The sequence below is a fragment of the Leekyejoonella antrihumi genome (assembly GCF_007845645.1).
In the GTDB taxonomy this organism is placed as follows: Bacteria; Actinomycetota; Actinomycetes; order Actinomycetales; family Dermatophilaceae; genus Leekyejoonella; species Leekyejoonella antrihumi.
Window position 1 is genome coordinate 29,522 of sequence record NZ_VCQV01000035.1, and the last position, 21,560, is coordinate 51,081.

The following is a 21,560-nucleotide window of genomic DNA, read 5'->3' on the forward strand; positions in this document are numbered from 1 at the left end:
AGGCTGTTGCCCGGTGGGTTTGCCAGTGCTAGAAGGTGTGGGCATCAGGTGGCTGTGGCGTTCCGGCGCGGATGCACGCTCTGGCGGGCGCCGTCGCAGTAGGCGCCGCCTTGGCCACCTCGTCTGCCTCTGGTACCCGTCGTGTTCTCAGGGCAACAACGTCCTGAGTCTCATCGTTCGTCTCCACGCACGGCAAGGAGAAAGCCATGTCCATCACGGCCGACGACGTCGAAGCCTTCATCCGTCAGCATGCTGGACACGGACCGATTCGGCCGTCGGAGATCGATCGCATCGTCCGGATTCTCAATGCCCACGGCTGCTCCTCAGGCACTGCTCGTCCTCATCCGCCCGTCGGTGTGCCGGACCTGCCCAACGCCGGACCGCGATCGGAATCGCCTTGAGATGACCTCTTCGACGACTCCGCTGAGCTTTGGTGCGGTGTCTCGTGGAAGGGCAGTCCACCAGATCCTAGGCGACTAACCGTTGCGCATAGACAATAATTGCGCTTCGGCAATGACGAACCTATGGTGGCTACAGCGTGTGCACAATCATCGTGAACTTTCCATAGAAGGAGACGCCTCATGACCCAACCTCGCAGCCGGCCGATCGTTGTTGTTACCGGCGGTACCGCCGGGGTCGGGAGGGCGACGGTGCGCGAGTTTGCGGGCGCAGGGTATGACGTCGCGATCCTCGCGCGGGGTGCGGCGGGGCTTGCGGGAGCCGCAGGCGAGGTGGAGGCTACCGGGGCGCGGGCGTTGGCGATTGAGTGTGATGTTGCCGATCATGAGGCGGTGGATGCTGCGACCGATCGGGTCGAGTCGGAGCTGGGTCCGATTGATGTGTGGGTGAATGTCGCGTTTGTGGGGTCACTGTCGTTCTTTTGGGATACCGATCCGCAGGCGTACCAGCGGATGACGCAGGTGACGTATTTCGGTCAGGTCAATGGGGTCAGGTCGGCATTGCGGGTCATGCGCCCGCGTGATCGTGGCGCGATCGTGAATGTCTCGTCGGCGATGGCCTACCGGTCGATTCCGTTGCAGTCGGCGTATTGCGGTGCGAAGCATGCGATCAAGGGGATGACCGAGTCGGTGATCACCGAGCTGCGCGCAACCGGCAGCAGGGTCACCATCGGTCTGGTGACCCTGCCGGGGGTCAACACCACCCAGTTCAACTGGAACCTCAACAAGATGCCCGACCACCCGATGCCGGTGCCACCGATCGTCCAACCGGAGGTGTGCGCCAGCGCGATCCGCTTCTCCGCCGAGCACCCCCGCCGGAACATGTGGGTAGGGATCTCGACGGCCTACACGGTGATGGGCAACCGGGTCGCACCGGCGTTCGCGGACTGGTACCTGGGCAAGACAGGCGTGAAGTCCCAACAGGTGAAGAAGGACTACCCGCGGTGGGGATCCAACGTCTTCGAGCCGCAGGACGCCGAGCACGACCGCGGGGCACGTGGCGAGTTCAACAAGAAGGCCGCGACACGTGACCCGGTGTCGTTCGTCGCGAAGAACCGGCTCGCCACGCTGGCCGGCGGTGTTGCCGCCGTTGGAGTCGGGATCGCTGCCGTCGTCCGCGTCGGCGGCCGTTCCTGATGGGAGAGCGGCTGACCCGCGACGCCGACGGTTTCGCACCGATCGGCGCGTATGCCGTGCTCGGTGACGGACGCGGGGTCGCCCTTCTCGCGGCGGACGGATCGGTCGACTGGTGGGCGGTCCCGCGGCTGGACTCCACGCCTGCTGTTGCGGCGCTGCTGGACCCCGAGCGGGGCGGCCGCATCAGGCTGTCCCCGGCCGATGTGAAGGCGACCTACGAATGGCGTTACCTGCCGCACACCAACCTCGTGGAAACCACCTGGACCACGGACACCGGCCGAGTCCGGGTCACCGACTCACTGAACTCCGGCCGCGCAGGAGCGCTGCCTTGGGGCGAGCTGGCGCGCCGCATCGACGGACTGGACGGCACTGTCGCGATGAGGTTGCTGGTGCAGCCCGGCGACGGTATGCGGCAGTGGCGACCTTGGGTGAAGGACGACGACCGCGGCCCGATCGTGCACGCCGGCTCGCTCATCATGGGCGTAATCGGCAGCGAGCAGATCAAACTGGAGTCCTCGCACGACCGGGTGGAAGCGAGCTTCGAGGTGGCCGCGGGGGAGCGACGCGTCATCGGAGTCGTCGCGGCGGACGGCGACCCGCTCTTCATGTGTCACGTTGACGCTATCGACAAGCGGATCGACATCAGTGCGCAGTCGTGGCGGGACTGGGCTGCCTCTGTTCAGTGGGAAGGTGCCGGGCGCGAACAAATCGTGCGCAGCGCGCTGGCGTTGAAGACTCTGATCATCGCCGAGACCGGAGCCATTGCGGCCGCCGCAACGACCTCACTTCCGGAAAGTATCGGCGGACCGAAGAACTGGGACTACCGCTACTCCTGGATCCGGGACGCGGTGTTCACCATGGACGCGCTGTCCCTGCTCGGTCAGCAGGAAGAAGTGCACGCGGCTGTCACCTGGCTGCTGCGCGCGATTCATGCCAATGGTCCGGATGTTCGCGTGATGTATACGTTGAGCGGCGGGGAGCCGGACGGCGTCCGCACTCCCGACATCCCGGGATACCAGCACAGCCTCCCGGTCCAGCTCGGCAACAGTGCTGCCGGCCAGAAGCAGCTCGGGGTTTACGGTGACTTGTTCGGCACCATTGCGCACTGGATTTTTCGTGGTCATGTGCTGGATGTGGGTTCCAACCGGGAGCTGGCCGACCTCGCGGATCTGTGCGCGGACGAGTGGCGGCGCGATGATGCCGGCATCTGGGAGTTGCACACCAACCGTCCCTACACCTCGTCGAAGATGAACTGTTGGCGCGCGTTGGATGCGGCGGCACGGTTGGCCGAGGCCGGCCACCTGGTTGGTTCCGGTGTGCGCTGGCGCGGCGAGGCCGACGTCATCAGAACCTGGGTGAACGAGAACTGCTGGTCTCAGGAGAAGCAGGCGTACACCTTCTATGCCGGTAGCGATGACTTGGACGCGTCGGTGCTGCTGGGCGCCCAGACGGGCTTCGACACCGGCCCGCGGATGTCTAGCACCATCGACGCCCTCGGTGTCGAGCTGGGTGCCGGGCCGATGCTCTACCGATACACCGGGGTGCACCGTGAAGAGGCGACGTTCACCGCGTGCAGCTTCTGGCGGGTGCAGGCGTTGGCTCTGGTCGGTCGGGTCGACGAGGCGCAGAGCCTGCTGAATCAGCTGCACGCCGTGGCCGGACCGCTCGGACTGATGGCTGAGATGTGCGTTCCGGGGACCAACGAGCAGCTCGGCAACCTGCCGCAGGCTCTCAGTCACCTCAGCCACATCGAGGCGACCGCCGCGGTGCGGGCGGCGAGAGCGGACGGGTGACAGCGGTATAGCGCACGACCAGCTTTGGTTTTGCTGAACTGACAGCTTCGCAGGAAGGAGTGCCCGGTGCGGATGCGAGCGATAGAGATCGCCCGAGCGGCGTGGGGTGGAACGATGCTGCTGACTCCCGCGACGACGCTCAGCACGATCCACGGACTGAAGATCGACACGACGAGCACCACTGTCGCCAGAGTGCTCGGCGCTCGCCAGGTGGTCCAAGCCGGCCTGTCCGGGATTGCGCCCAGCCCAGAGATTCTCGCGCTGGGCGTGTGGGTAGATCTGGCCCACGCGGCGTCGGCATTCGGCCTGGCAGTGGCGGACCGGTCCCGGGTACGCGCCGGGATCGCCGATGGTGCGGTCGCGCTGGCCTGGGCGGGGTTCGGATATCGCGACCTGGTGCGCAGCAAAGCCACTCCGCCAAGTCACGACCGGCGCCGTGACGAACTCGCCCGGGCGGTGCTTGGTCTGGCCCCCGGCGGTGGCCCATTGCTACGCATCAGTCAGCGCCACCGACAGGTGTGAGTTGTCTGGCGCCCGAGCGCTGATCGCGCCCTGCACGTCGGCGGTCACTGGCAAAGCGTCGGGAACGACGCTAACGTTTGTCGGATAGCAACAGTGTGAGATCCGTGATCTCACCCGAATTCACAAGGAGACTCCCCGTATGGCCAGGAACGTCAGCGACTTCGTTATTCAGCGCATCCGGGAGTGGGGAGTCAGTCGGGTGTTCGCCTTCCCCGGCGACGGGATCGGCGAGTTCGACGGCGCGCTCGGCGCCGCACAGCGAAAGGGCGACGGACTGGACTACATTCGTCCCACGCACGAGGAGATCTGCTCGCTGATGGCGACGGCGCACGCCAAGTTCACCGGCGAGATCGGCGTGTGCATCGCCACCTCCTCACCTGGCGCCTTTCATATGCTCAACGGGCTGTACGACGCCAAGAGCGACAACCAGCCCGTTGTCGCGATCGTTGGCCAGCAGGCGCTCAGCTCGTTGGGCACCTTCGAGCAGCAGGAGGACAACCTGGAGCGCACGATGGAAGACGTCGCCGTCTACGTCAAGACGATCGTGACGCCGCAGCAGGCGCAGGCCGTCGTCGACACTGCCTTCCGCACGGCGTTGGTGCACCTGGGCCCCGCCGTGATCGTGCTGCCGCACGACGTGCAGAGCATGGACATGCCTGAGCTGACACCGGCCAACGGGGTGTCGCGCTCCAGCGCAGTGGCCCCGTCAGTCAAGATCATCCCGCCAGAGGCCGAGATCACGAAGGCCGCGGACATCATCAACGCCGGCGGCAAGGTCTCCTTCCTGGTGGGCCACGGATCGAACGGTGCGACCGACGAGGTGCTGCAGGCAGCGAAATTGTGCGGCGCAGGCATCGTCACGGCGCTGCGCGCGAAGCAGGTCGTTCCGTCCGATGTGCCCTATCACACACAACAACTGGGGTTGCTGGGCACGCGAGCCAGCCAGCGCCAGATGGAAGGGTGCGACACGCTCGTGCTGCTCGGCACGAACTATCCCTACTCCCAGTTCCTGCCGGAGAGCGGCCAGGCCCGCGCGATCCAGGTTGACCTCAAGCCTGAGCAGATGGGCCTGCGCTACCCGACCGAGCTCAACATCTGGGGCGATGTCAAGCAGACTCTGCTCGCGCTCATCCCGCACCTGGAGCAGAAGACCGATCTGTCGTGGCAGGAGGGAATCGCCAAGGACATGGTCGAGTGGGAGAACGAGATGCAGGCCCAGGCGATGCTCAATTACGACGACGGAGTCAACCCGCGACGGGTCTATTACGAGCTGAACAAGCGGCTGCCCGCGAAGGCGATCGTCACCTGCGATGCCGGTTCGACCGCCGACTGGTACGGGCACCACATCCGGTTCCGCGAAGGAATGACCGGTGACCTGTCGGGCAGGTTGGCCAGTATGGCGGCCGCGATGCCCTACGCGACGGCGGCGAAATTTGCGCACTCCGACCGGTGTGTCGTGTGCACCATCGGCGACGGTGCCTTCCAGATGCTCGGCATGAATGAGCTGATCACCGTCAAGAAGTACTTGAGCAAGTGGGACAACCCGCAGTTCATCATCATGGTGCTGCACAACAACGACCTCACCCAGGTGTCGTGGGAGATGCGCACCGAGGACGCCAATCCCGTGTGGCCGGTATCTCAGGACGTGGAGTCAGTGGACTACGCGGGTTGGGCGGAGTTGCTGGGGTTCAAGGGCATTCGGGTGAAGAGCGACGGCGAGGTCGCTGCGGCATGGGATGCGGCGTTCTCCCATCAGGGCGTGACGTTGATCGACGCGTACACCAGCAAGAACGTGCCACCGCTGCCGCCGAAGATCACCATGGAGTTCGCCAAGAACACCGCGAAGGCGATGTTGCACCGCGATCCCGATGAGATAGCGGTCGTGAAAGACTCGGCGAAGGCGCTGACCGCTGAGGGGATCGAGCGGGTGAAGGGCAAGCTGAATATCGGCCAGGACGACTGAAGGTTGCTCGCTGCGTGCCGTCACCGATCGGCCACGGCACGTAGCGCTGGGGGTCTGGGTCGCTTTGCGGCCAGTCTCAGTTCGACATCGACCTCGTCGCCTGTTGGTGTCGCATCCGGCGCTGGCTGTGCAGGACCTCGCCAGTCGGCGCAGAGCACGACGGCGTCGTCGTCCAGATCGTCGTGTCCGCGGTGCTGGTAGAGGTGCTCGATGACGGTCCGCACGACACCGCAGGTTGATTGGTCGGAAGACCCGTCGAGCAGCTCCAACAGGGCGGTGTCGCCGAAGTGGTGTGGTTGTGCGGACTGCGCGCCATGCACGCCATCGGATATCAGCAGCAACCGGTCACCCGCCACGAGAGCGAATCGTTGCTCGGTATACGTGCTTTCGCCGAACATGCCCAGCGGCGGGTACTCGGTCAGCACGGGTTCGAGGACCTGCCCGTCGCGACGGATCAACAGTCGGGGAGCGCCGGCGAGTAGGGCGCCCACCTGGCCGGTGTTGATATTGATGTGCAGGAGCAGCACTCCGACGTGCTCGCGGCCTTGGTGGTGGGCGAAGATCGCCTGGTCGGTCAGCCGTGCCTGGTCCTCGATCGTCAACCCCGCTCGGCGGGCGTTGCGCAGCGCGGTCACCGCCAAGGTCGTGAGCATGACGTCCACTCGTCGACCGTCGGAGCCGTCAATGAGGGCGAGGGTCAGGTGATCGTCGTCCTGGGACCAGTCGAAGGAGTCGGCGCACACGTGGTAGGCCGGTTCGAGGTGCCCGGCGACGGTGTACTCCGGCGCGGCGCACCCACGGCCCGGCAGCAACTGCCACTGCAGTTCCGCTGCGAGCGTGAGTCGGCGGGTGCGGGAGGTTCGCACCAGTGCGTCCGACTGTCGACCCGCAGCCCGCATCGCGTACGTGACGACGGTGCTCAGCTGGGTCAGTTCTTCGAGCTGCTCGGCATCGGGTACCTGGTCGAGACGGATTTGCAGCACGCCGATCCGGTCGCCCCGAATGCCCATCGGCAGGTTCACTTCCACGCCGGCACCGGGAAATTCACAGACCAGCGGGATCTGCTCCAGGAAGGCATGGCCGGCTGTAGTCGCGCTCAGGGCTTCGGCGTCATCGGGGTTGTCAATGGGGTGCAATGCCGTGAGCTGGTAGTCCGCCAGCAGCAGTCGCACGTCCTGCGCGCCTACGTGCTCACTCATCAGGGATCGGACGGTGGCAAGGGTATCGGCCGGCCGAGCGCCGTTCAGCGTCCGCAGTACGAGGTCGTTCAGTGCAGATCCGCGCATGTGAAACTCCCGAGCCAGACCATTTGCGGGCCATTGCTGATACTGAGCGGTAGTCTACGGCTCGGCGTAGAGTAGATCCAGAACCTGAACGTTTCCGGTGACGAGAACTCCGGAGTGGATCGTAGATGCTTGGAGTAGTGATGGCCCGGACTGTCAATCACGTAACGAGCGTCGTCCCCGATGCGGACGACGTGATGGCCAGCGCTCACGACCTGGTCCTGCTCTGGGACCGCGCCGAAGACTGGGTCACACCGCGCATCCCGCCGCTGCAGGTGCGGGTGCTGACCGTGTTGGAGCAGCACGGCTCGATGAACCTCACCCAGCTCGCACGCGCAGTGCGCACGATCCCGTCGTCGGCCAGCAGGCTGTGCGATCGGCTGGAAGCGGCCGGATTGGTCGAGCGAGAGACGAGTGTCGGCAGTCGCCGGGAGATCACCTTGCGGTTGACCGTCGAAGGCCGTCACCGGTTGGACTCTTTCGCGCGGATCCGGCGTGAGGACTTCGCGTCCGTGCTGGAGGAGATGAGCGTGCCGGCTCGGCGAGCACTGCTCAAGGGTTTGACTGCGTTCAGCGAGGCGACCGCGCACAACAGGGAGCCGCGCAACAGGGAGGCTTAAGAGTCTGGAGTTCGCGGCGACCTCGCTAGCCAGTGCGGTGGCTGGACAATACAGTTGACGCATGACAACTGTTAGCGAGAACCGGTGCTCCGTTCGGCAGGTGCGCGATGCGTGAAGAACCAACCATCGATCAGGTCGTCGTGAAGACCTACACGTTTCCGACCGACCAGCCCGAAGCAGATGGCACCCTGGCCTGGTCCGACACGACAATGATCCTGGTCGAGATCCGCAGCGGTGCACACTGGGGGATCGGGTATACCTACGCCGGAGCGGCCTGCAAGACGCTGATCGATGGCGTGCTCGCCGGTGCCATTTCCGGTCGCCCCGTGATGGACGTCAATGGGGCGTGGGAGGCAATGGTCCGCCAGATTCGCAACCTGGGCCGTCCCGGAGTCGTGTCATGCGCAATCAGCGCGGTGGACACGGCGCTGTGGGACCTCAAGGGCAAGCTGCTCGACACCCCCGTGTGTCGGCTACTGGGCGTGGTGCACCCCGACGTGCCGGTATACGGCAGCGGCGGGTTCACGACGTACGACGAGCGGGCCACGCGTGAGCAGCTGGCCCAGTGGGTGGGGGAGTGGCAGCTGCCGCGGGTGAAGATCAAGATCGGACAGTCGTGGGGAAATGATGTTGCGCGGGATCTGTCGCGTATCGCGCTGTGCCGCGAGGTGATCGGACCGGATGTTGAACTCTTCGTCGACGCCAACGGCGGCTACACCCGCAAGCAGGCCATCCGCGTGGGTGAGCAAATGGCACAGTGTGACGTGCGCTGGTTCGAGGAACCGGTCTCCTCCGACGATCTGGTGGGCCTGAAAGAAGTGCGGGACCAGCTGTTGGTCGATGTTACTGCGGGCGAATACGGCTTCGATCTGGTCTATTTCGCTCGGATGGTCGCGGCGCAGGCCGTGGACTGCCTGCAGGTCGATGTGACCCGGTGCGGCGGCATCACCGAATGGGTCCGGGTCGCGGCGGTGGCCGCCGCCGCCGGACTGTCAGTGTCCGGCCACTGCGCGCCGAACTTGCACGCGCACGTCGCCGCGTCGGTGCCCAATCTCGCGCACCTGGAGTACTTCCACGACCACGTGCGGATCGAGGATCTCGTCTTCGCCGGCGCGCTGTCGCCGCAGGGCGGGGCGATGCATCCCGATCAGGAAAAACCAGGGCTGGGCCTTGAGCTCAAGGAGTCCGACGCGCAGCCGTACCGCGTTGGCTGATCGGGCCGGTGTCGGTCTGGGTGGAGTCGGTCAGCGTGGTGAACGACCAGCGCACCAGTCCGACCGCGACGAGGACCCAGACCGCGAAGGCGTTCCAGAAGAGCACCAGCGAGACGGTGTGCAGCGCGGGCAGATCGAGTGCTGTCGCGGTTGCCTGGGTCGCGGTCGCATACATTCCGAGCGGGAACACTGCGGACCACCAAGCCTTGCCGAACCGCATCGCGCCCCGGCGATGATCGACGCTCCACATCTCGGCGTAGAGCAGCACGGGGATCCACGCACTGGCGAGGACCCAGGCGATCAGGGTGAGCGGACGTGCGATGGACGTCATCCACTCGTACTGCCCGGTCGTGCTCAGGTCGTGCAAGATCTTAGCTCCCGCGAGGGCGGCTATCCCGAGCGCACCCATCAAGATCCAGCTGTCTGGGGTCACCTGCGCCGGGTGCACGCGCTGCGAGATCGCACGGCTCACAATCAGCCCGGCGATCGTGGCGTAGAGCAATATCGCCAGCAGCCAGGCGATGACAGCGAGCACGATCCAGCCGCCCCAGCGATGCTGCGCTGCAAGGCCGGCCGCGGTGATCGCCAGGCCGGCAGTGGCGACGCTGGGCAGCAGCCACCCGCCGTGCGCATTCTGACGCAAGCCGCGGATCGGTCGTGAGCGAACGTCGCTGGTGGCTAACGGGGCGAGGACAAGCCAGCCGAGCACCGCTGCGCCGCCCAGGATCTGTGTCACGACGTGCTGCCCCGTCAACCGAGCAGCGAGCACCGCACACGCCGCGACAAAGGCGAACGACGACATGGCAACCTCGGGAGAACGGGCCTGACGGACGGCCTGAACCGGAGCGCGCAGAAGGTGCCACGCCGCGGCGAACGACAAGACGATGAACGCGAGGACCGCGACGGCGGTGAGGGAGTCGTCGATCGCGTTGTACCTGTGGTCGCGGGCGGCAATCGCGACGATCCCGGTCGCCATCACCACTGCGAACACGTCAGGAGGAAGGTCGAGACGCTTGATCACGCAGGCTCCTACCGCCGAGCCGGTTCGCTGGCTCCTCTGCCGGCTCGGACCACCGCATCATCGCTCATCGCTGCCCCTGAGGCCATCTGCTGCGCGAGCCGGGATGCCAGCGCCATGATCGTCAGCGCCGGATTGGCCGAGCCCTGTGTCGGGCACGCTGACCCGTCTGCGATGAACAGGTTCGGCACTGCCCAACTGCGTTGATTGGCATCGATCACGCTGTTGCTCGGGGTGGAGCCCATGCGCGCGCCGCCTACCAGGTGCGCATAGCGATGGATCGTCAGCACGTCCTGGCTGCCGGCAGCATGCAGGATGTCCGTGATGATCTTCGTGGAGTAGGCCACATTGGCGCGGTCGTTGTCGCACAGCGAGTAGTCCATCCGGGCGATCGGTATGCCGTACGGGTCGGTCTCGTCGGCGATGGTGATCCTGTTGTCCGGTTGAGGCAGTAACTCGTTCAGCACCCCGATCGTGGCCCAGTGGTTGTAGTCGCGCATGTACTCGCGCATTGCTCGCCCCCAGTGACCGTCGGCCAGCACGTGCTCGGCCCAACCGATCGGCAGCGGCGACACGGTTTGGATGGAGAAGCCGCGCTTGAAGCCGCGCGAGGAGTCGGTCTCGTAGAACTGCTCGGAGGAGATCTCCGGTGGCGGGGCTTTGTACATCCGAAGCTCGTCGGGGAATCGACCAGCGGTCTGGCTGGCGCCCTGGACCATGATGTACCGCCCGACCTGGTCTTCGTTGTTGCACAGTCCGTTCGGGAAGCGCGACGACGTGGAGTTCAGCAGCAGGCGCGGGGTCTCGATCGAGTAGCCCGCGACGGCAACAAATTTCGCGCGCTGCAGGACTTCCTGCCCACCGATCTCCTGGTGATAGACCACGCCCGTCGCCTTGCCGGTGGACTGGTCGATCTCGACGCGCGACGCCATACAGTTGGCTCGGATCTCGACGGAGTGCGACAGCGCGTCCGGCAGGTGCGTGACATAGGGGCTGGCCTTGGCGTTGACCTTGCAACCCTGCAGGCAGTAGCCACGGTAGATGCAGTGCGGGCGATTGCCGAACGTGCCGTTGACGATGCCCACCGGGCCGACCCGCATCTCGATGCCCATGCGTCGAGCACCCTCCCACAGCCGGGACGCGGCCCCGGAGACCGGGTGCGGTGAGAACGGGTACTTGTGTGGGTGTCCCCACGGCCAGTTCTGGCCTGCCACAGGCAGTTCCGCCTCGACCTGTTCGTAATGCGGGCGGATGTCCTCGTATCGGATCGGCCAGTCGGCGCCGACCGCGTCGTCGGTCATCGTGGAGAAGTCCGAAGGGTGAAACCGTGGTGTATATCCCGCATAGTGAACCATTGAGCCGCCGACGCCGCGGCCGGAGTTGTTCTTGCCCAGCTCGATCGGGTCCGATCCGCCGATGATCCGCTTCTGGGTCCAGTACAAACCGTGTGAGCCGGCCTCATCGGAGACCCAGTCCTCGTCAGGGTGCCAGAACGGCCCGGCCTCCAGGATGACGACCTGCCAACCCTGACGGGCCAGCCGCTGGGCCAGCACTGAGCCCCCTGCGCCGGCACCGATGACCACGAGGTCGACCTCGTCGTTGGGAGCGTATCGGCGCATGGTGTCCTCGCCGGGGAGTTCGCGCGAGTGCACGTCCAGCAAGAATCGGGAGTCGTTGTCCGTAGGTCCGACCGCGCCCTTGAGGAGGCCACGCAGCAGATCGCTCATGAATGACTCCCCTTGACGACGTCGGCTGGATCTTCGCTGGTCGAGCCGTGTTTCTCGAATGGCTCGGTGGTGCTGGTGGGCCCCAGGCGCATAAACCCGCGGGGGTAGGCGGGGCCGCCGAAACCGATCTCGTTCCAGGCCCACGGGTGGGAGTAGAAGCCCGAAAGGACGGCGCGCATACAAACGCTCCAGGCTCGCTTCGGATCCAGCTGATCCCAGATGCCGCCGGACAGCTTGCCCGTCGAGAAGTCTTCGATGATGGCTTCCTGGTCGGCGAGCGTCGCTTCGGCGAAACTGTGCCCACCACGCGCACCCGCCGTCTGGTCGAGGCCGCCCAGCACGGCCTTCCACGTCTCGCGGTCATCGGGCATGTCGGCGTACTGGTAGCCGTCCAACTGACCCGACGCCATCTTCTCGTCGATGGACTCGGCCACCGGCACCCGTGGCTCGCTGTCCTGTGCGAGCACCACATCGCAGAACGCTCGCAGGGTCTTCTCCTGCTCGGTGTCGAAGAATCTCATCGGTCCGCTGGGCTCCAGGCGAGCCAGGACCACCTTCTTCGTCGCGTGATCCCAGGTGTCGACCGCGGACATCACGTCGAAGTCGGGGTATCGGCCAATCATCTGCGGACTGATGCCGACCCGTTGACGGGGCAGCCAAGAAGGGTGCGGTGGCTGGCCGTCGGAGCGCAGATTCGGTAGGTGGGATGGTTTGCGGAAGTCGGGCACCAAGGCCTACTTCTCGCGACGAAGCACGGAAGCCAACAGGCCCATGCCGCCGACCATGGCCATCAGCCCCGGCGCCGAGATCGGTGGGCCCATCGGCAGGTTGTAGGTCCACAGCGAGAAGCCGCCGGGTTTTCGAGCGACTCCACGGGCGTGGTAGTACTCGCCGGCCATTCCGTTGAGCATAAAGATTGCGGAGGTGATCGGCAGGGCCGTCTTGGCCCACTTCTTGCTGAATACGCCGCCGATGCCGGCCACCACAAGTGGTGGGGTCACGGCGATCGGACTCCACATGGCCTTGTTTCCGAAGCTGGCCTTGTAGTGCTCCAGGTAGACCTCCGAGCAGGTCACCACGGCGGCGAACGCAGTCAGCCCCGACAGGGTGCGCTCGAACCGGCCGTACTCGACATTGACCAGCAGCCTGTCCAGCAGATGCTCGCTGACCGGTGAGGCCAACCCCTGCGCGCTCATCGGCGCACGCCGTCTTGTGAGCGGTGACACGCGGCCTGCGGTGGCTGAGACTTGACCGACGATCGCACAGGTTCTCCTCGTTCTCATCGCAACCGATGCCCGGCGGCAGTGCGCCAGGACCTGACCAGAATGAGCCGGCGGTCACGGAGATGATCATTGCCTTACAACAAGCATAGTGGCGCAACGGGTGCTGTAGCGCAATCTGAAGCGACGAGCCCCTCGGTGACCGTGCCGATCGCGGGAGAAGGCTTCGGGTCGTGTGCGATCCATCCGTCACCGAACGGCTACGAGACAGCACCCGAGGCTACACTCTCGGCAGCAGCGTCATCCACCTCCGTGTCTGAGAATTGGGGCAAGTTCCCCTGAGGAGAGCTCATGTCTACCGCTGATCGGACCGACCTCACCTTTCGGATCGGTCACGACGAGCTGGTAATCCGCCAACGCTACGAGGCTCTCAGCATCGCCAACGACATCCTGGTCGGGACGTGGTTCATCGTCGGCAGCATCTTGTTCTTTTCGGCGTCCACGAGCACGGCGGCCATCTGGCTGTTCCTGGCAGGCAGCGTCGAGATGATTATCCGCCCCATCATCCGCCTGGCTCGCAAGGTGCACGTGGCCAAGGTGCGCGGTGACTCGAAGTATGCATCGTCCGCCATGGACTTCTGAGCCGCTGCGGATCGTCGCGTCGCTGACCGGCGACCTGTTCGATCCCGCTGAGCGGAGGCGGACCGTATGGCGCCCGGGGCTCCGCTGGCGGCCGATGGTCGCAAGCTCCGGGTCCTGGTCGTGGAGGACGAGGCCGGCCTCGCCGAAGTGTTGGTATCCGCCTTCTCCATTCGCGGATGGGACGCCCAGAGCGTAGGCACGGTCGGTCAGGCGACCGAGGTCGTCCGGCTCAATGCGTCGCGCCGGTCTCCTGCGGCAACGGCAGGGCAGCCTGTAGCAGGTCGCCGATCTGGCTATCGATGTCGACGCGCACGAGGCACGTCGCGCCCAAGAGCTGCTGAGCCTCACCGCAACCGAGTTCGCGCTGCTGCGTTACCTGGCCGAGCATCAGCGCCGGGTGCTGTCGAAGGACGAGCTGCTGCGCAAGGTCTGGGGCGCGGACTTCGACGGGGCCGCGCACGTCGTCGAGCTGTATGTGAGCTACCTGCGCAAGAAGGTCGACAGTGGTCGAGAACCGTTGATCCACACTGTTCGTGGCGAAGGCTACGTGATGCGCCCACCACTCGCATGAGGCTGCGACCCAGGACGCTCACCTCTCGGCTGGCCCTGCTGCTCGCCACGCTCGTACTTTGCGCCGGCACGATCGCCGGGGTAGCCGGCACGATCGGCATCCGCGCGCTTTTAATGGGCCAGCTCGACACCGAGCTGGCCCAGGCGGCCGCCCACAACGTCTCACTCATGACCCACCCGGAGACAACGACCACGACGCCGACAATCGCGGACCCGTCGACACGGGGCTCCCGCCGGGCACGATCACTGGCGAGGTCGCGCACGGAGCGATCACCGACCTGGTGGTGGCGGCCGACCTTGACGGTGATCATCTGCCTACGGCTGCCGACCGGACCGCCGTGCGCAGGGTGGCGTCAGCGCGGCGCCCAAGGACCGCGCGCCTCCCGTCACTCGGCGACTACCGCGTGCTGATCACCCCGATCTCGGGAGGTGACCAGCTGATCACGGCCGTGCCCCAGGAGCGGGTCAACCACACGATCCGCGAGCGGATCACTCTCGAGGCCTCGTCCTTGCTGCGGCCGTCCTGCTTGTTGCCGGCCTTGGCGCGATCGCCGTGCGCCGTTCGATGCGTCCGCTGCAACACCTTGCCACCGTCGCCCGTCGAGTCACGCAGCTGCCGTTGGAGTCGGTCAGAGCCGGATCGAGGTGCGCGCCGAAGAGCTCGACGAGCCGACCGAGGTCGCTCAGGTCGGGCAGGCGATGAACGCGATGCTCGGGCACGTCGACCTCGCCCTCGAGCAACGGGACAAGAGTGAGCAGCGGTTGCGTGACTTCGCCGCCATGCGAGCCACGAGCTGCGCACCCCGCTGGCTGTCGCACGTAGCCACGCCGAGCTGCTCCGCGAATACATGTCGTCGACCGAGCTGCCCGAGCAAGTGCACCGCTCGCTGGGCCGAATCACCGACGAACCGGCCGAATGGCAAGCATTGTCAACGATTTGCTACTGCTGACCCGACTCGATCGAGAGGTTCGGGAGCGACGTGAGGACGTCGACCTGACTCGGCAGCTGCTCGACGCGTTCGACGACGCACGGACCGCCGCACCCGACCATCATTGGGCGCTGAGCGTTCCTGAGACGCCGGTGCTGGTGCGCGGTGACGAGGAGCAGCTGCGGCGGATGGTCGGCAACCTCGTGGCCAATGTGCACCGGGCTGGGCCTGGCGATCGTCCAGGAAGCAGCCCAGTCACACGACGGGTCGCTCGACATTGCGCGAGCGCACCGGGGGACACGACGGTGACCGTCACGCTGCCGCCAGAACCGGCTTTGCCCAACGGGTGAGGTTACTGATGACGAGCGAGGATCAGCGCCCGGGCCGGGCACTGCTGGACGAGCGGATGCGCCTCAGCGCGAGTAAGGGTGATGCGCGACTGCACGGGGTATCCGAACTCGTCGAGCTCGACGGCCCCGTTTGAGACCACCGCGCACACCCCATGAGCCGTGCAGGCGACCCGATCGACGATGACCTGCTGCTCGCCCGGCCTAACGCCTCGCACCGGCACGCTCCCTCATCGCGGCGCAGCTGCCGGCCAGGTGTGCGTCGACATCGGCCGCGAAGACCTCCAACGCCGACGTCACGAATCGCGAAACGCCGTCGGGATGCCGGCATGCTCCCCGGCCGGGGAGCATGCCCAGCCGCTGATGCAGCGTGGGCATCTCGACCGGTGGCAGGACACCGTCTGCAAGATTCCTGAGCTGTCCGGCAACCGCCGGCAGACCGAACATGCAGGGCCCGCACTGGCCGGCCGACTCGCCCGCCGCATAGGTGGTCATCCGCGCAACATGGTCCAGCGGGCAGGACCGGCGCTCGAGCACGTATACGATGCTCGATCCGGTCGACAGGCCGCGTGCTGCGAGGCCGGCGTCCGACCAGGCCACCGATCGTGCGATGTCCCTCGACAGCCAGCCGCCACTCAGCCCAGATATCCCGACGGCCCGGACGTCCTTAGCCCCCGCGGTCTCGAGAAGCTCCCTCAGCGGAGTGCCGGCCTGCGCGTCATACACTCCTGGCCACTCGACCGAGCCGCCAATCGTCACCAGGCGCGGTCCCGGCTCGCTCGGTGTGCCGTAGCTGCGAAACCAACGGGCACCATTCCGCTCGATCTGACTGATCCGCCATACGGTCTCGGCGTTGAGCACGAGCGTGGGTCGAAGCTTCCGACCGCGAGAATCCCTGCCGCCAGCCACGACCGGACCCTGTCTCATCACCGGGCGAGCTCGACCACTGTGGAGCAGGCTGACCAGCGATGACTCCTCCGACGCGACGTAACGAGCAGGCGCGGACAGCACGTGCAGACCGGCATCGCTCAGCCGACGCTCGGTCTCGCTGCCCCGGTGGGCCGCCCAGCGCACCCGGCGGGCGATCAGCCCGGCACCGTGCTGCAGCTCACCGAGGTGCTCCGCGACGACGAACGCGTCCTTGTGCGCCCCGATCTCGCCGTCGCACGCGTTGACGATCAGGTCCGCGCGGTGATCGATCGCGGCCTGGAGCTTGACGCTCGTGGGGTACTGCGCCCCTCCGCGGCCGGTGAGACCGGCGTCGTCCAGCAGCGTCACCAGGTTCATGTCCACTCCTGTCGCAAGACCTCACGGCGACGATTGTTGTCGTGGTGTGAGCCGGCCAGCCGCCACAGCAAGGCGACTCCGCCGACGATCGCGCACGCGATGGTGGTGCCGCGCAGCAGTGGCTCGTTCGAGGTACCCAACGCAACCCCGTGCCAAAGTGCCAATGGCCACATCGCGAAGGTGCCCCGGTGCACAATGCGCCAGACCCGTTCGCTCATCCGGTGCCGCATCAGGGACGTCACGACGATGGCCGCCAGCAGGTCGAAGGCCAGCGTCCCCAGCCCGACAGTGAACCGGCCATAGCTCGAGGTGAACGGGACGACGGCCGAGATCGGGTTGATGCGCACGTAGGTCTGGAGGATTGCGGTCGCGATGTGCACCACCAGGAAGGTGAGCATGCCGAGCGACAGGCTGCGGTGCACGCCCTGGATGACCGTAGTCCGGGTCACGGCGGTCCGGCGAGACCCGGACAGCACCAGCCCCAGCAGGATGACCGCCGTCATCAGCACGATGCTGAGGATTCCGGTCGCGCGTGACAGGTACCAGAGACCGCCGCTCATGACGCCCACCCGACGAGGCGGTCCGGCAGCGGCCACCATGACGTGCAGAACACCACGCCGCGCTCCGAGACCAGCCGTGCCGGAATGCGACGCTCGGACAGCCAGCCGACCGCGGCGTCGCCGAGAGCGCAGGCCGCAGTCGTTGCGGTGTTCGCCTCCAACGCGGAGGCTGCGATGCAGGTGACCTGCTGCCAGGTATGCCGCACGGGCCGGCATGTTGTCGGGTCGAGCAGGTGGTGCCGGGGCTGGTCGCCGACTGACCAGCGTCTCCGGTTGGTTCCGGAGGTGGCAACACCTTGGGTAGTCAACGAGATGCGGTGTGGCACAGTCCGGTCGGCGTCATCCACCGCGATGGCCCACCCGCCTGTCGGCGCTGCGCCGGCGACCGCGATGTCTCCACCGAGGCCGACCAGGAACCCACCGGGCAACTCGCTGTCCAGCTCGTGGGCGATCCGGTCCGCCATCGAGGCCTTGCCGGTCGCACCGAGGTCGATCAGTGTCCCGGCCGCCGCGGTAATCGTGCCGGCCCGGTCGTTCACGCTCAGCTCACCCAGCGTGCTGCGGAACCGTGCCGACGGCTTCGTGCGCGCCGGGCGGCCTGTCGAGGCCCCGTCGCCCGTGGGCCGGGCGAGGACGTCGGCCAGATCCGCGTCATACCCGAGGAGCTCCATCGCCCGGCCGAGGGTGGGATCGACGAGGCCGTCGGTCACGTCCGCCGCCCAGAGCGCGTCGTCGACCAGGGACCGGAGAAGGGCGGACGCGGGGACCGTCACGGGCGTGCCCGGGTGCGTGGCCGGTAGGGCCGCCAGCGCCGAGACCTCGGAATCGGGTCGGAAGCGTGAGGCAGCTGCGTCGAGGTCGGCGAGACGCTGCTCCATCAACCGACCGGCGACATGCATGACCTGCGGTCGGGTGACCACGAGCCGGCAGTCGACGCCGATTGCGCGCAGCTGCAGGGAACCGGTCATGACGTGTGCGTGCTGGCCTGGGTCGACTGCGTTGCCGAGGGTGTGCTGGCCTTCGGGACGGCGCTGAGGCTGCTCCGCTTGGGGCTCGAGGTGGAGGACGGGGTGGCCGACGTACCGCGGGTGCTCGTGTGCGTGTCGGTGTTCGCGGCGTTGGCTGGAGCCGCCGCCGCGAGGTGGCCGACGACGGCGACCGTGGCGACGGCGCTGACGGCAAGAGTGGCGCGAGTGAGGCGCCGAGCGCGCCGGAGGGTGGGAATCATCGGATTGTCCTTCTCTTCGGGAACATCTCCAGCGTCGCGGCCCAACCTATGAGCCTGCTCAGGGTGGGCTATGACTCAGTGCCGGAAGTGGAACCCGGTCTGCGACCACCTGGAGATCCATGGCCCCGCGAGCAGCACTGCCAACACGACGCTGGATCCGGCCATGGCCAGCAGCACCGCGCCACGCGTCCCACGGCCGGCGACCGCGGCACGTGAGACGGCCCGCCCGCTGACGATCTTCGCTGCATTCATCGTGCGCGCCAGGACGTGGACGGTCATGACCACCAGCCACGCGAAGAAGGACGCCTGATGCAAGAACATCGCACCGAAGGGAAGTCCGAGGACGCTGCTGTCGCGTTGCGCGGGGCCGTCGATCGTGAGTAGCAGGCCCGTGGCGAGCAGCAGCAACGTGAAGAGCACGACCAAGGGCCCAAGGACGCGCAGCACCGCTTGGGGTGCGCCCGCCTGCCGGTAGGCCGTGTCGCCGGTGTAATAGCGCGCGATCCGCCAGCCGGTGGTTCCTACTTTGAGCAGAGCTGGTGGGATGAGCAGCAATCCGACGATGATGTGCCAGTTGATCAGACCGTGCATATCGAGCAGGGTCGCCCCCTCGACCGCCAGCAGGACCAACAGCACCAGGCCCGTCCAGGCGGTCAGGCGTGCGTTGCCGGCGGGCCCTCCGGTCCGCGGCAGGATCGGGTCGCGCCGGGTCGCGCGGCCGGTGATCTCCTCGATCGCGACCTGAGCGCGCGCTGCTCGAGGATCGGGCCGTCCGTCGGCGTCATACCCACCAGTGTCGCGAGACATCGTTGACGACGCTCTCACAGTGGACGTCGGCCGGCGCGCCGCACACTGAATCGTGAGAGGCTTTGATCAGTGAGTGGGACGAGCCTGGAGGACGATCATGATCAACAACGGGTATTACACGCACGAGTTCCACGGTGACTACGAGCTCGTGGGCGTGGGAGCGCTCGACCTCGAGGAGGGCGGTTCGATCCCGGATTGTCGCTTGGCGGTGGCCACGTTCGGCGAGCTCAGCGAGGCGAAAGACAACGCGATCTTGATCACCTCCTGGTATTCGGGCACTCACCAGATCTGGCGTGATGCCTACGTCGGCGCGGGCCATGCACTGGATCCGGAGCGGTACTTCATCGTCGCGGTCGACCAGATCGGCAGTGGGCTGTCGACGTCCCCGCACAATGCCGATGGCGCGAACGCCCCGTTGACGATGTCGAAGTTCCCACGCGTGCGCATCGGCGATGACGTGGTTGCCCAGGAGCGGTTGCTGCGCGAGCACTTCGGTATCGAGCAGCTCCAGCTCGTGGTCGGTGGCTCCATGGGTGCCCAGCAGACCTACGAGTGGGCGGTCCGTTTCCCGGACAAGGTATTGCGGGCCGCGCCGATCGCCGGCACCGCGAAGAACACACCCCACGACTTTTTGATTGCCGAGTACTGCCGTGAGAGCATCATGTCCGATCCCGGCTGGAACGGTGGCGAGTACCAGTCCAATGAGGACGCGGAGGCTGGCCTCAAGAGACAGGCGCACGTCTGGGCGTTGACCGGGTTCTCCAGCGAGTTCTGGAAGCAGGAAGTGTGGCGTGCGCTGGAGTTCGACTCGAAGGAGGCATTCGTCGAAGGATTCTTGGAGCCGTACTTCACCGCCATGGACCCCAACGACCTGCTCACCCAGGCATGGAAGTGGCAGCGTGGTGACGTCAGCCGCCACACCGACGGAGACCTCGCGGCGGCGCTGGGGCGGATCACCGCGAAGACGTTCGTCATGCCGATCGACGAGGACGTGCTGTTCCCGCCGCGTGATTGCGAGCCCGAGCAACGACTGATCAAGAACAGCGAGCTCCGCGTCGTCGAGGACATTGCCGGACATCTGGGCCTGTTCAGTCTCACGCCGACCTTCATGACGCAGATCGACCGGCACCTCGGCGAACTGCTCGCGACCTCCAACTGACCCGGTCAGCCGTAACCGGGCGACTGCCTCGCAGCGCGCCCTCCGGGCGGGTCAGCCTACCGCGGTGGAGAATGCCCGGAGGTAGCCGCTGGACTGGCCGGTGCTCGTGGGGTGGTAGGACTCGCTGAGATCGAAGAAGTCCACGGAGTGCAGCCACGAGCTGCTGCTGCAGATCTGGTGTCCGACGAAGGCGCTGCGGACGTCGACGAAGGTGACGCCGGCCTTCGCAGCGGACTCCCGCAGCACTCCGTCCAGCAGGTTGATGCCCTGGTCGATCTTGGCCCGTGACGTGCTGGACAACCCGATGCAGTACCAGACGCCCAGTTTGTAGAACACCGGGTAGTCCAGCACCACCACCTTCGCCGATGGCGCGGCACTGTGAATGGCCGCAAACAGGGAAGCGAGCCGGCCGGGCAGCACCGAGGTCGCGGTGTTCTCGGCCGCCTGGACCGCGCTGACGCAGGCGCTCGTGCCCTTCAGGACGCAGGTGGACATGTCCGCGGCGAAGCCGACGTCATTGCCGCCTACGGTCAGGCTGACCAACGTCGTGGACGCCGACAGCGAGGGCACCTGGCTGCTCAACACGCTCGACGTGCTCGCACCCGAGCAGGCCACCGACAAGAACGCGGCGGACGGGTGGGCAGCAGCCCACAGCGCCGCATACGCGTTGTTGCTCCTGTCGCAGCTGCCCCCGGAATAGCTCCCACCGGCACCCACTCCGGAGGAGTACGAATCACCCAACGCGACGTAACTCGCGGGCGATGCGGCCTGCGCCGGGGCGGCCACGATCACGGCCATGACCAAGGCGAGTAGTGCGACGAGAGCGGAGCGGAGTCGATGCATGGTCGGTGCCTTTCACCGGGTGGGACATGCCAGGTCTACCACCATTCGAGGCGTTTGCGCACCCCCACAAACCAAGCCACAGGCCAGCAGCGGACCGTGGCGCAACACTCCTCGGTGTGGCGCCAGACGGAACCCAACTCCCGTAGAGCAATCCGCTTGCGGTGCGTCGTCATCGCCGTGGCCGCCGTATGGAACGGGCGACTTCATACCCCGACTCATTCGGTGAGCCGCCC

General features: G+C 66.3%; 26 protein-coding genes and 1 pseudogene. 13 read left to right on the top strand and 14 right to left on the bottom strand.

Annotation, left to right across the window (positions count from 1 at the left end; genetic code table 11):
• The first annotated feature begins 206 nt into the window (after positions 1–206).
• From FGL98_RS19765 to FGL98_RS19785, 5 genes are all read left to right on the top strand, one after another.
• Entirely contained in the window at positions 207–401 is a 195-nt protein-coding gene (locus FGL98_RS19765; protein WP_146319698.1) for a hypothetical protein, read from the top strand.
• 180 nt (positions 402–581) lie between these two features.
• Entirely contained in the window at positions 582–1,595 is a 1,014-nt protein-coding gene (locus FGL98_RS19770; RefSeq protein ID WP_146319700.1) for an SDR family oxidoreductase, read from the top strand.
• Positions 1,595–3,388, top strand: a complete 1,794-nt coding sequence (locus tag FGL98_RS19775) for a glycoside hydrolase family 15 protein (RefSeq protein WP_186526268.1) — start codon at positions 1,595–1,597, stop codon at positions 3,386–3,388. Before FGL98_RS19770 ends, FGL98_RS19775 begins: the two co-directional genes overlap by 1 nt.
• Positions 3,389–3,460: 72 nt before the next feature.
• The gene (locus tag FGL98_RS19780; protein WP_222432285.1) at positions 3,461–3,910 is read left to right on the top strand and encodes a hypothetical protein; all 450 of its coding nucleotides are present in this window, start codon (positions 3,461–3,463) and stop codon (positions 3,908–3,910) included.
• A gap of 139 nt (positions 3,911–4,049) precedes the next feature.
• Positions 4,050–5,873, top strand: coding sequence for a thiamine pyrophosphate-requiring protein (locus FGL98_RS19785; RefSeq protein WP_146319704.1), 1,824 nt, complete (start codon positions 4,050–4,052; stop codon positions 5,871–5,873).
• 20 nt (positions 5,874–5,893) lie between these two features.
• On the opposite strand, the gene FGL98_RS19790 is transcribed toward FGL98_RS19785, so the two are convergent.
• The gene (locus FGL98_RS19790; protein WP_146319706.1) at positions 5,894–7,159 is read right to left on the bottom strand and encodes a PP2C family protein-serine/threonine phosphatase; all 1,266 of its coding nucleotides are present in this window, start codon (positions 7,157–7,159) and stop codon (positions 5,894–5,896) included.
• A gap of 140 nt (positions 7,160–7,299) precedes the next feature.
• Here FGL98_RS19790 and FGL98_RS19795 point away from each other — a divergent pair, with 140 nt between their 5' ends.
• Together FGL98_RS19795 and FGL98_RS19800 are read left to right on the top strand one after the other, a co-directional pair.
• Positions 7,300–7,776 (top strand): MarR family transcriptional regulator, encoded by a 477-nt coding sequence (locus tag FGL98_RS19795; protein WP_186526269.1) that lies wholly within the window; start codon positions 7,300–7,302, stop codon positions 7,774–7,776.
• A gap of 107 nt (positions 7,777–7,883) precedes the next feature.
• The gene (locus tag FGL98_RS19800; RefSeq protein WP_146319710.1) at positions 7,884–8,990 is read left to right on the top strand and encodes an enolase C-terminal domain-like protein; all 1,107 of its coding nucleotides are present in this window, start codon (positions 7,884–7,886) and stop codon (positions 8,988–8,990) included.
• On the opposite strand, the gene FGL98_RS19805 is transcribed toward FGL98_RS19800, so the two are convergent.
• From FGL98_RS19805 to FGL98_RS19820, 4 genes are all read right to left on the bottom strand, one after another.
• A complete protein-coding gene (locus FGL98_RS19805; RefSeq protein ID WP_146319712.1) occupies positions 8,953–10,011 on the bottom strand; it encodes a tellurite resistance/C4-dicarboxylate transporter family protein in 1,059 nt (352 codons plus the stop codon). The two genes, FGL98_RS19800 and FGL98_RS19805, sit on opposite strands and share 38 nt — an antisense overlap.
• 8 nt (positions 10,012–10,019) lie before the next feature.
• Entirely contained in the window at positions 10,020–11,735 is a 1,716-nt protein-coding gene (locus FGL98_RS19810) for a GMC family oxidoreductase (protein WP_146319714.1), read from the bottom strand.
• Positions 11,732–12,358, bottom strand: coding sequence for a gluconate 2-dehydrogenase subunit 3 family protein (locus FGL98_RS19815; RefSeq protein ID WP_222432286.1), 627 nt, complete (start codon positions 12,356–12,358; stop codon positions 11,732–11,734). Before FGL98_RS19815 ends, FGL98_RS19810 begins: the two co-directional genes overlap by 4 nt.
• A gap of 111 nt (positions 12,359–12,469) precedes the next feature.
• The gene (locus FGL98_RS19820; protein WP_146319718.1) at positions 12,470–12,931 is read right to left on the bottom strand and encodes a hypothetical protein; all 462 of its coding nucleotides are present in this window, start codon (positions 12,929–12,931) and stop codon (positions 12,470–12,472) included.
• A 375-nt stretch (positions 12,932–13,306) separates the two neighbouring features.
• On the opposite strand from FGL98_RS19820, the gene FGL98_RS19825 reads away from it, so the two are divergent.
• A complete protein-coding gene (locus FGL98_RS19825) occupies positions 13,307–13,597 on the top strand; it encodes a YrhK family protein (protein WP_146319720.1) in 291 nt (96 codons plus the stop codon).
• Positions 13,598–13,826: 229 nt separating this feature from the next.
• On the opposite strand, the gene FGL98_RS26500 is transcribed toward FGL98_RS19825, so the two are convergent.
• Positions 13,827–13,985: a hypothetical protein gene (locus FGL98_RS26500; RefSeq protein WP_246136657.1), complete on the bottom strand. Its 159-nt coding sequence runs from the start codon at positions 13,983–13,985 to the stop codon at positions 13,827–13,829.
• Here FGL98_RS26500 and FGL98_RS19830 point away from each other — a divergent pair.
• Both FGL98_RS19830 and FGL98_RS19835 read left to right on the top strand, forming a co-directional pair.
• Entirely contained in the window at positions 13,974–14,168 is a 195-nt protein-coding gene (locus FGL98_RS19830) for a winged helix-turn-helix domain-containing protein (protein WP_425461012.1), read from the top strand. The two genes, FGL98_RS26500 and FGL98_RS19830, sit on opposite strands and share 12 nt — an antisense overlap.
• Positions 14,165–14,578: a hypothetical protein gene (locus tag FGL98_RS19835; protein ID WP_146319724.1), complete on the top strand. Its 414-nt coding sequence runs from the start codon at positions 14,165–14,167 to the stop codon at positions 14,576–14,578. Before FGL98_RS19830 ends, FGL98_RS19835 begins: the two co-directional genes overlap by 4 nt.
• Here the strand turns inward: FGL98_RS19835 and FGL98_RS19840 are convergent.
• A complete protein-coding gene (locus FGL98_RS19840; protein ID WP_146319726.1) occupies positions 14,565–14,750 on the bottom strand; it encodes a hypothetical protein in 186 nt (61 codons plus the stop codon). The two genes, FGL98_RS19835 and FGL98_RS19840, sit on opposite strands and share 14 nt — an antisense overlap.
• Positions 14,751–14,958: 208 nt before the next feature.
• Between FGL98_RS19840 and FGL98_RS27220 the strand changes: the two are divergent.
• Positions 14,959–15,117 (top strand): annotated as a pseudogene (locus FGL98_RS27220) (hypothetical protein); the annotation flags it as partial.
• A complete protein-coding gene (locus FGL98_RS19850) occupies positions 15,084–15,446 on the top strand; it encodes a HAMP domain-containing histidine kinase (protein ID WP_146319728.1) in 363 nt (120 codons plus the stop codon). The pseudogene FGL98_RS27220 and the gene FGL98_RS19850, both read left to right, overlap by 34 nt.
• A 2-nt stretch (positions 15,447–15,448) precedes the next feature.
• On the opposite strand, the gene FGL98_RS19855 is transcribed toward FGL98_RS19850, so the two are convergent.
• The 6 genes from FGL98_RS19855 to FGL98_RS19880 form a co-directional block, all read right to left on the bottom strand.
• The gene (locus FGL98_RS19855) at positions 15,449–15,661 is read right to left on the bottom strand and encodes a ferredoxin (protein ID WP_146319730.1); all 213 of its coding nucleotides are present in this window, start codon (positions 15,659–15,661) and stop codon (positions 15,449–15,451) included.
• Positions 15,648–16,730, bottom strand: coding sequence for an NADH-ubiquinone oxidoreductase-F iron-sulfur binding region domain-containing protein (locus FGL98_RS19860; protein WP_146319732.1), 1,083 nt, complete (start codon positions 16,728–16,730; stop codon positions 15,648–15,650). The genes FGL98_RS19855 and FGL98_RS19860 overlap by 14 nt, the downstream gene beginning before the upstream one ends.
• Positions 16,727–17,290 carry a ferric reductase-like transmembrane domain-containing protein gene (locus FGL98_RS19865; RefSeq protein WP_146319734.1) on the bottom strand — a complete coding sequence of 188 codons (564 nt, stop codon included), beginning with the start codon at positions 17,288–17,290 and terminating at the stop codon, positions 16,727–16,729. Before FGL98_RS19865 ends, FGL98_RS19860 begins: the two co-directional genes overlap by 4 nt.
• The gene (locus tag FGL98_RS19870; RefSeq protein WP_146319736.1) at positions 17,287–18,258 is read right to left on the bottom strand and encodes an FAD:protein FMN transferase; all 972 of its coding nucleotides are present in this window, start codon (positions 18,256–18,258) and stop codon (positions 17,287–17,289) included. Before FGL98_RS19870 ends, FGL98_RS19865 begins: the two co-directional genes overlap by 4 nt.
• Positions 18,255–18,518 carry a hypothetical protein gene (locus FGL98_RS19875; protein WP_146319738.1) on the bottom strand — a complete coding sequence of 88 codons (264 nt, stop codon included), beginning with the start codon at positions 18,516–18,518 and terminating at the stop codon, positions 18,255–18,257. The genes FGL98_RS19870 and FGL98_RS19875 overlap by 4 nt, the downstream gene beginning before the upstream one ends.
• A gap of 75 nt (positions 18,519–18,593) precedes the next feature.
• On the bottom strand, positions 18,594–19,325 hold the full coding sequence (locus FGL98_RS19880) for a hypothetical protein (RefSeq protein ID WP_146319740.1): 732 nt from the start codon (positions 19,323–19,325) through the stop codon (positions 18,594–18,596).
• A 97-nt stretch (positions 19,326–19,422) separates the two neighbouring features.
• Here FGL98_RS19880 and FGL98_RS19885 point away from each other — a divergent pair, with 97 nt between their 5' ends.
• A complete protein-coding gene (locus tag FGL98_RS19885) occupies positions 19,423–20,484 on the top strand; it encodes an alpha/beta fold hydrolase (protein WP_146319742.1) in 1,062 nt (353 codons plus the stop codon).
• A 51-nt stretch (positions 20,485–20,535) separates the two neighbouring features.
• Here FGL98_RS19885 and FGL98_RS19890 read toward each other — a convergent pair whose 3' ends face one another.
• On the bottom strand, positions 20,536–21,327 hold the full coding sequence (locus tag FGL98_RS19890) for an SGNH/GDSL hydrolase family protein (RefSeq protein ID WP_146319744.1): 792 nt from the start codon (positions 21,325–21,327) through the stop codon (positions 20,536–20,538).
• Positions 21,328–21,560: the final 233 nt, after the last annotated feature.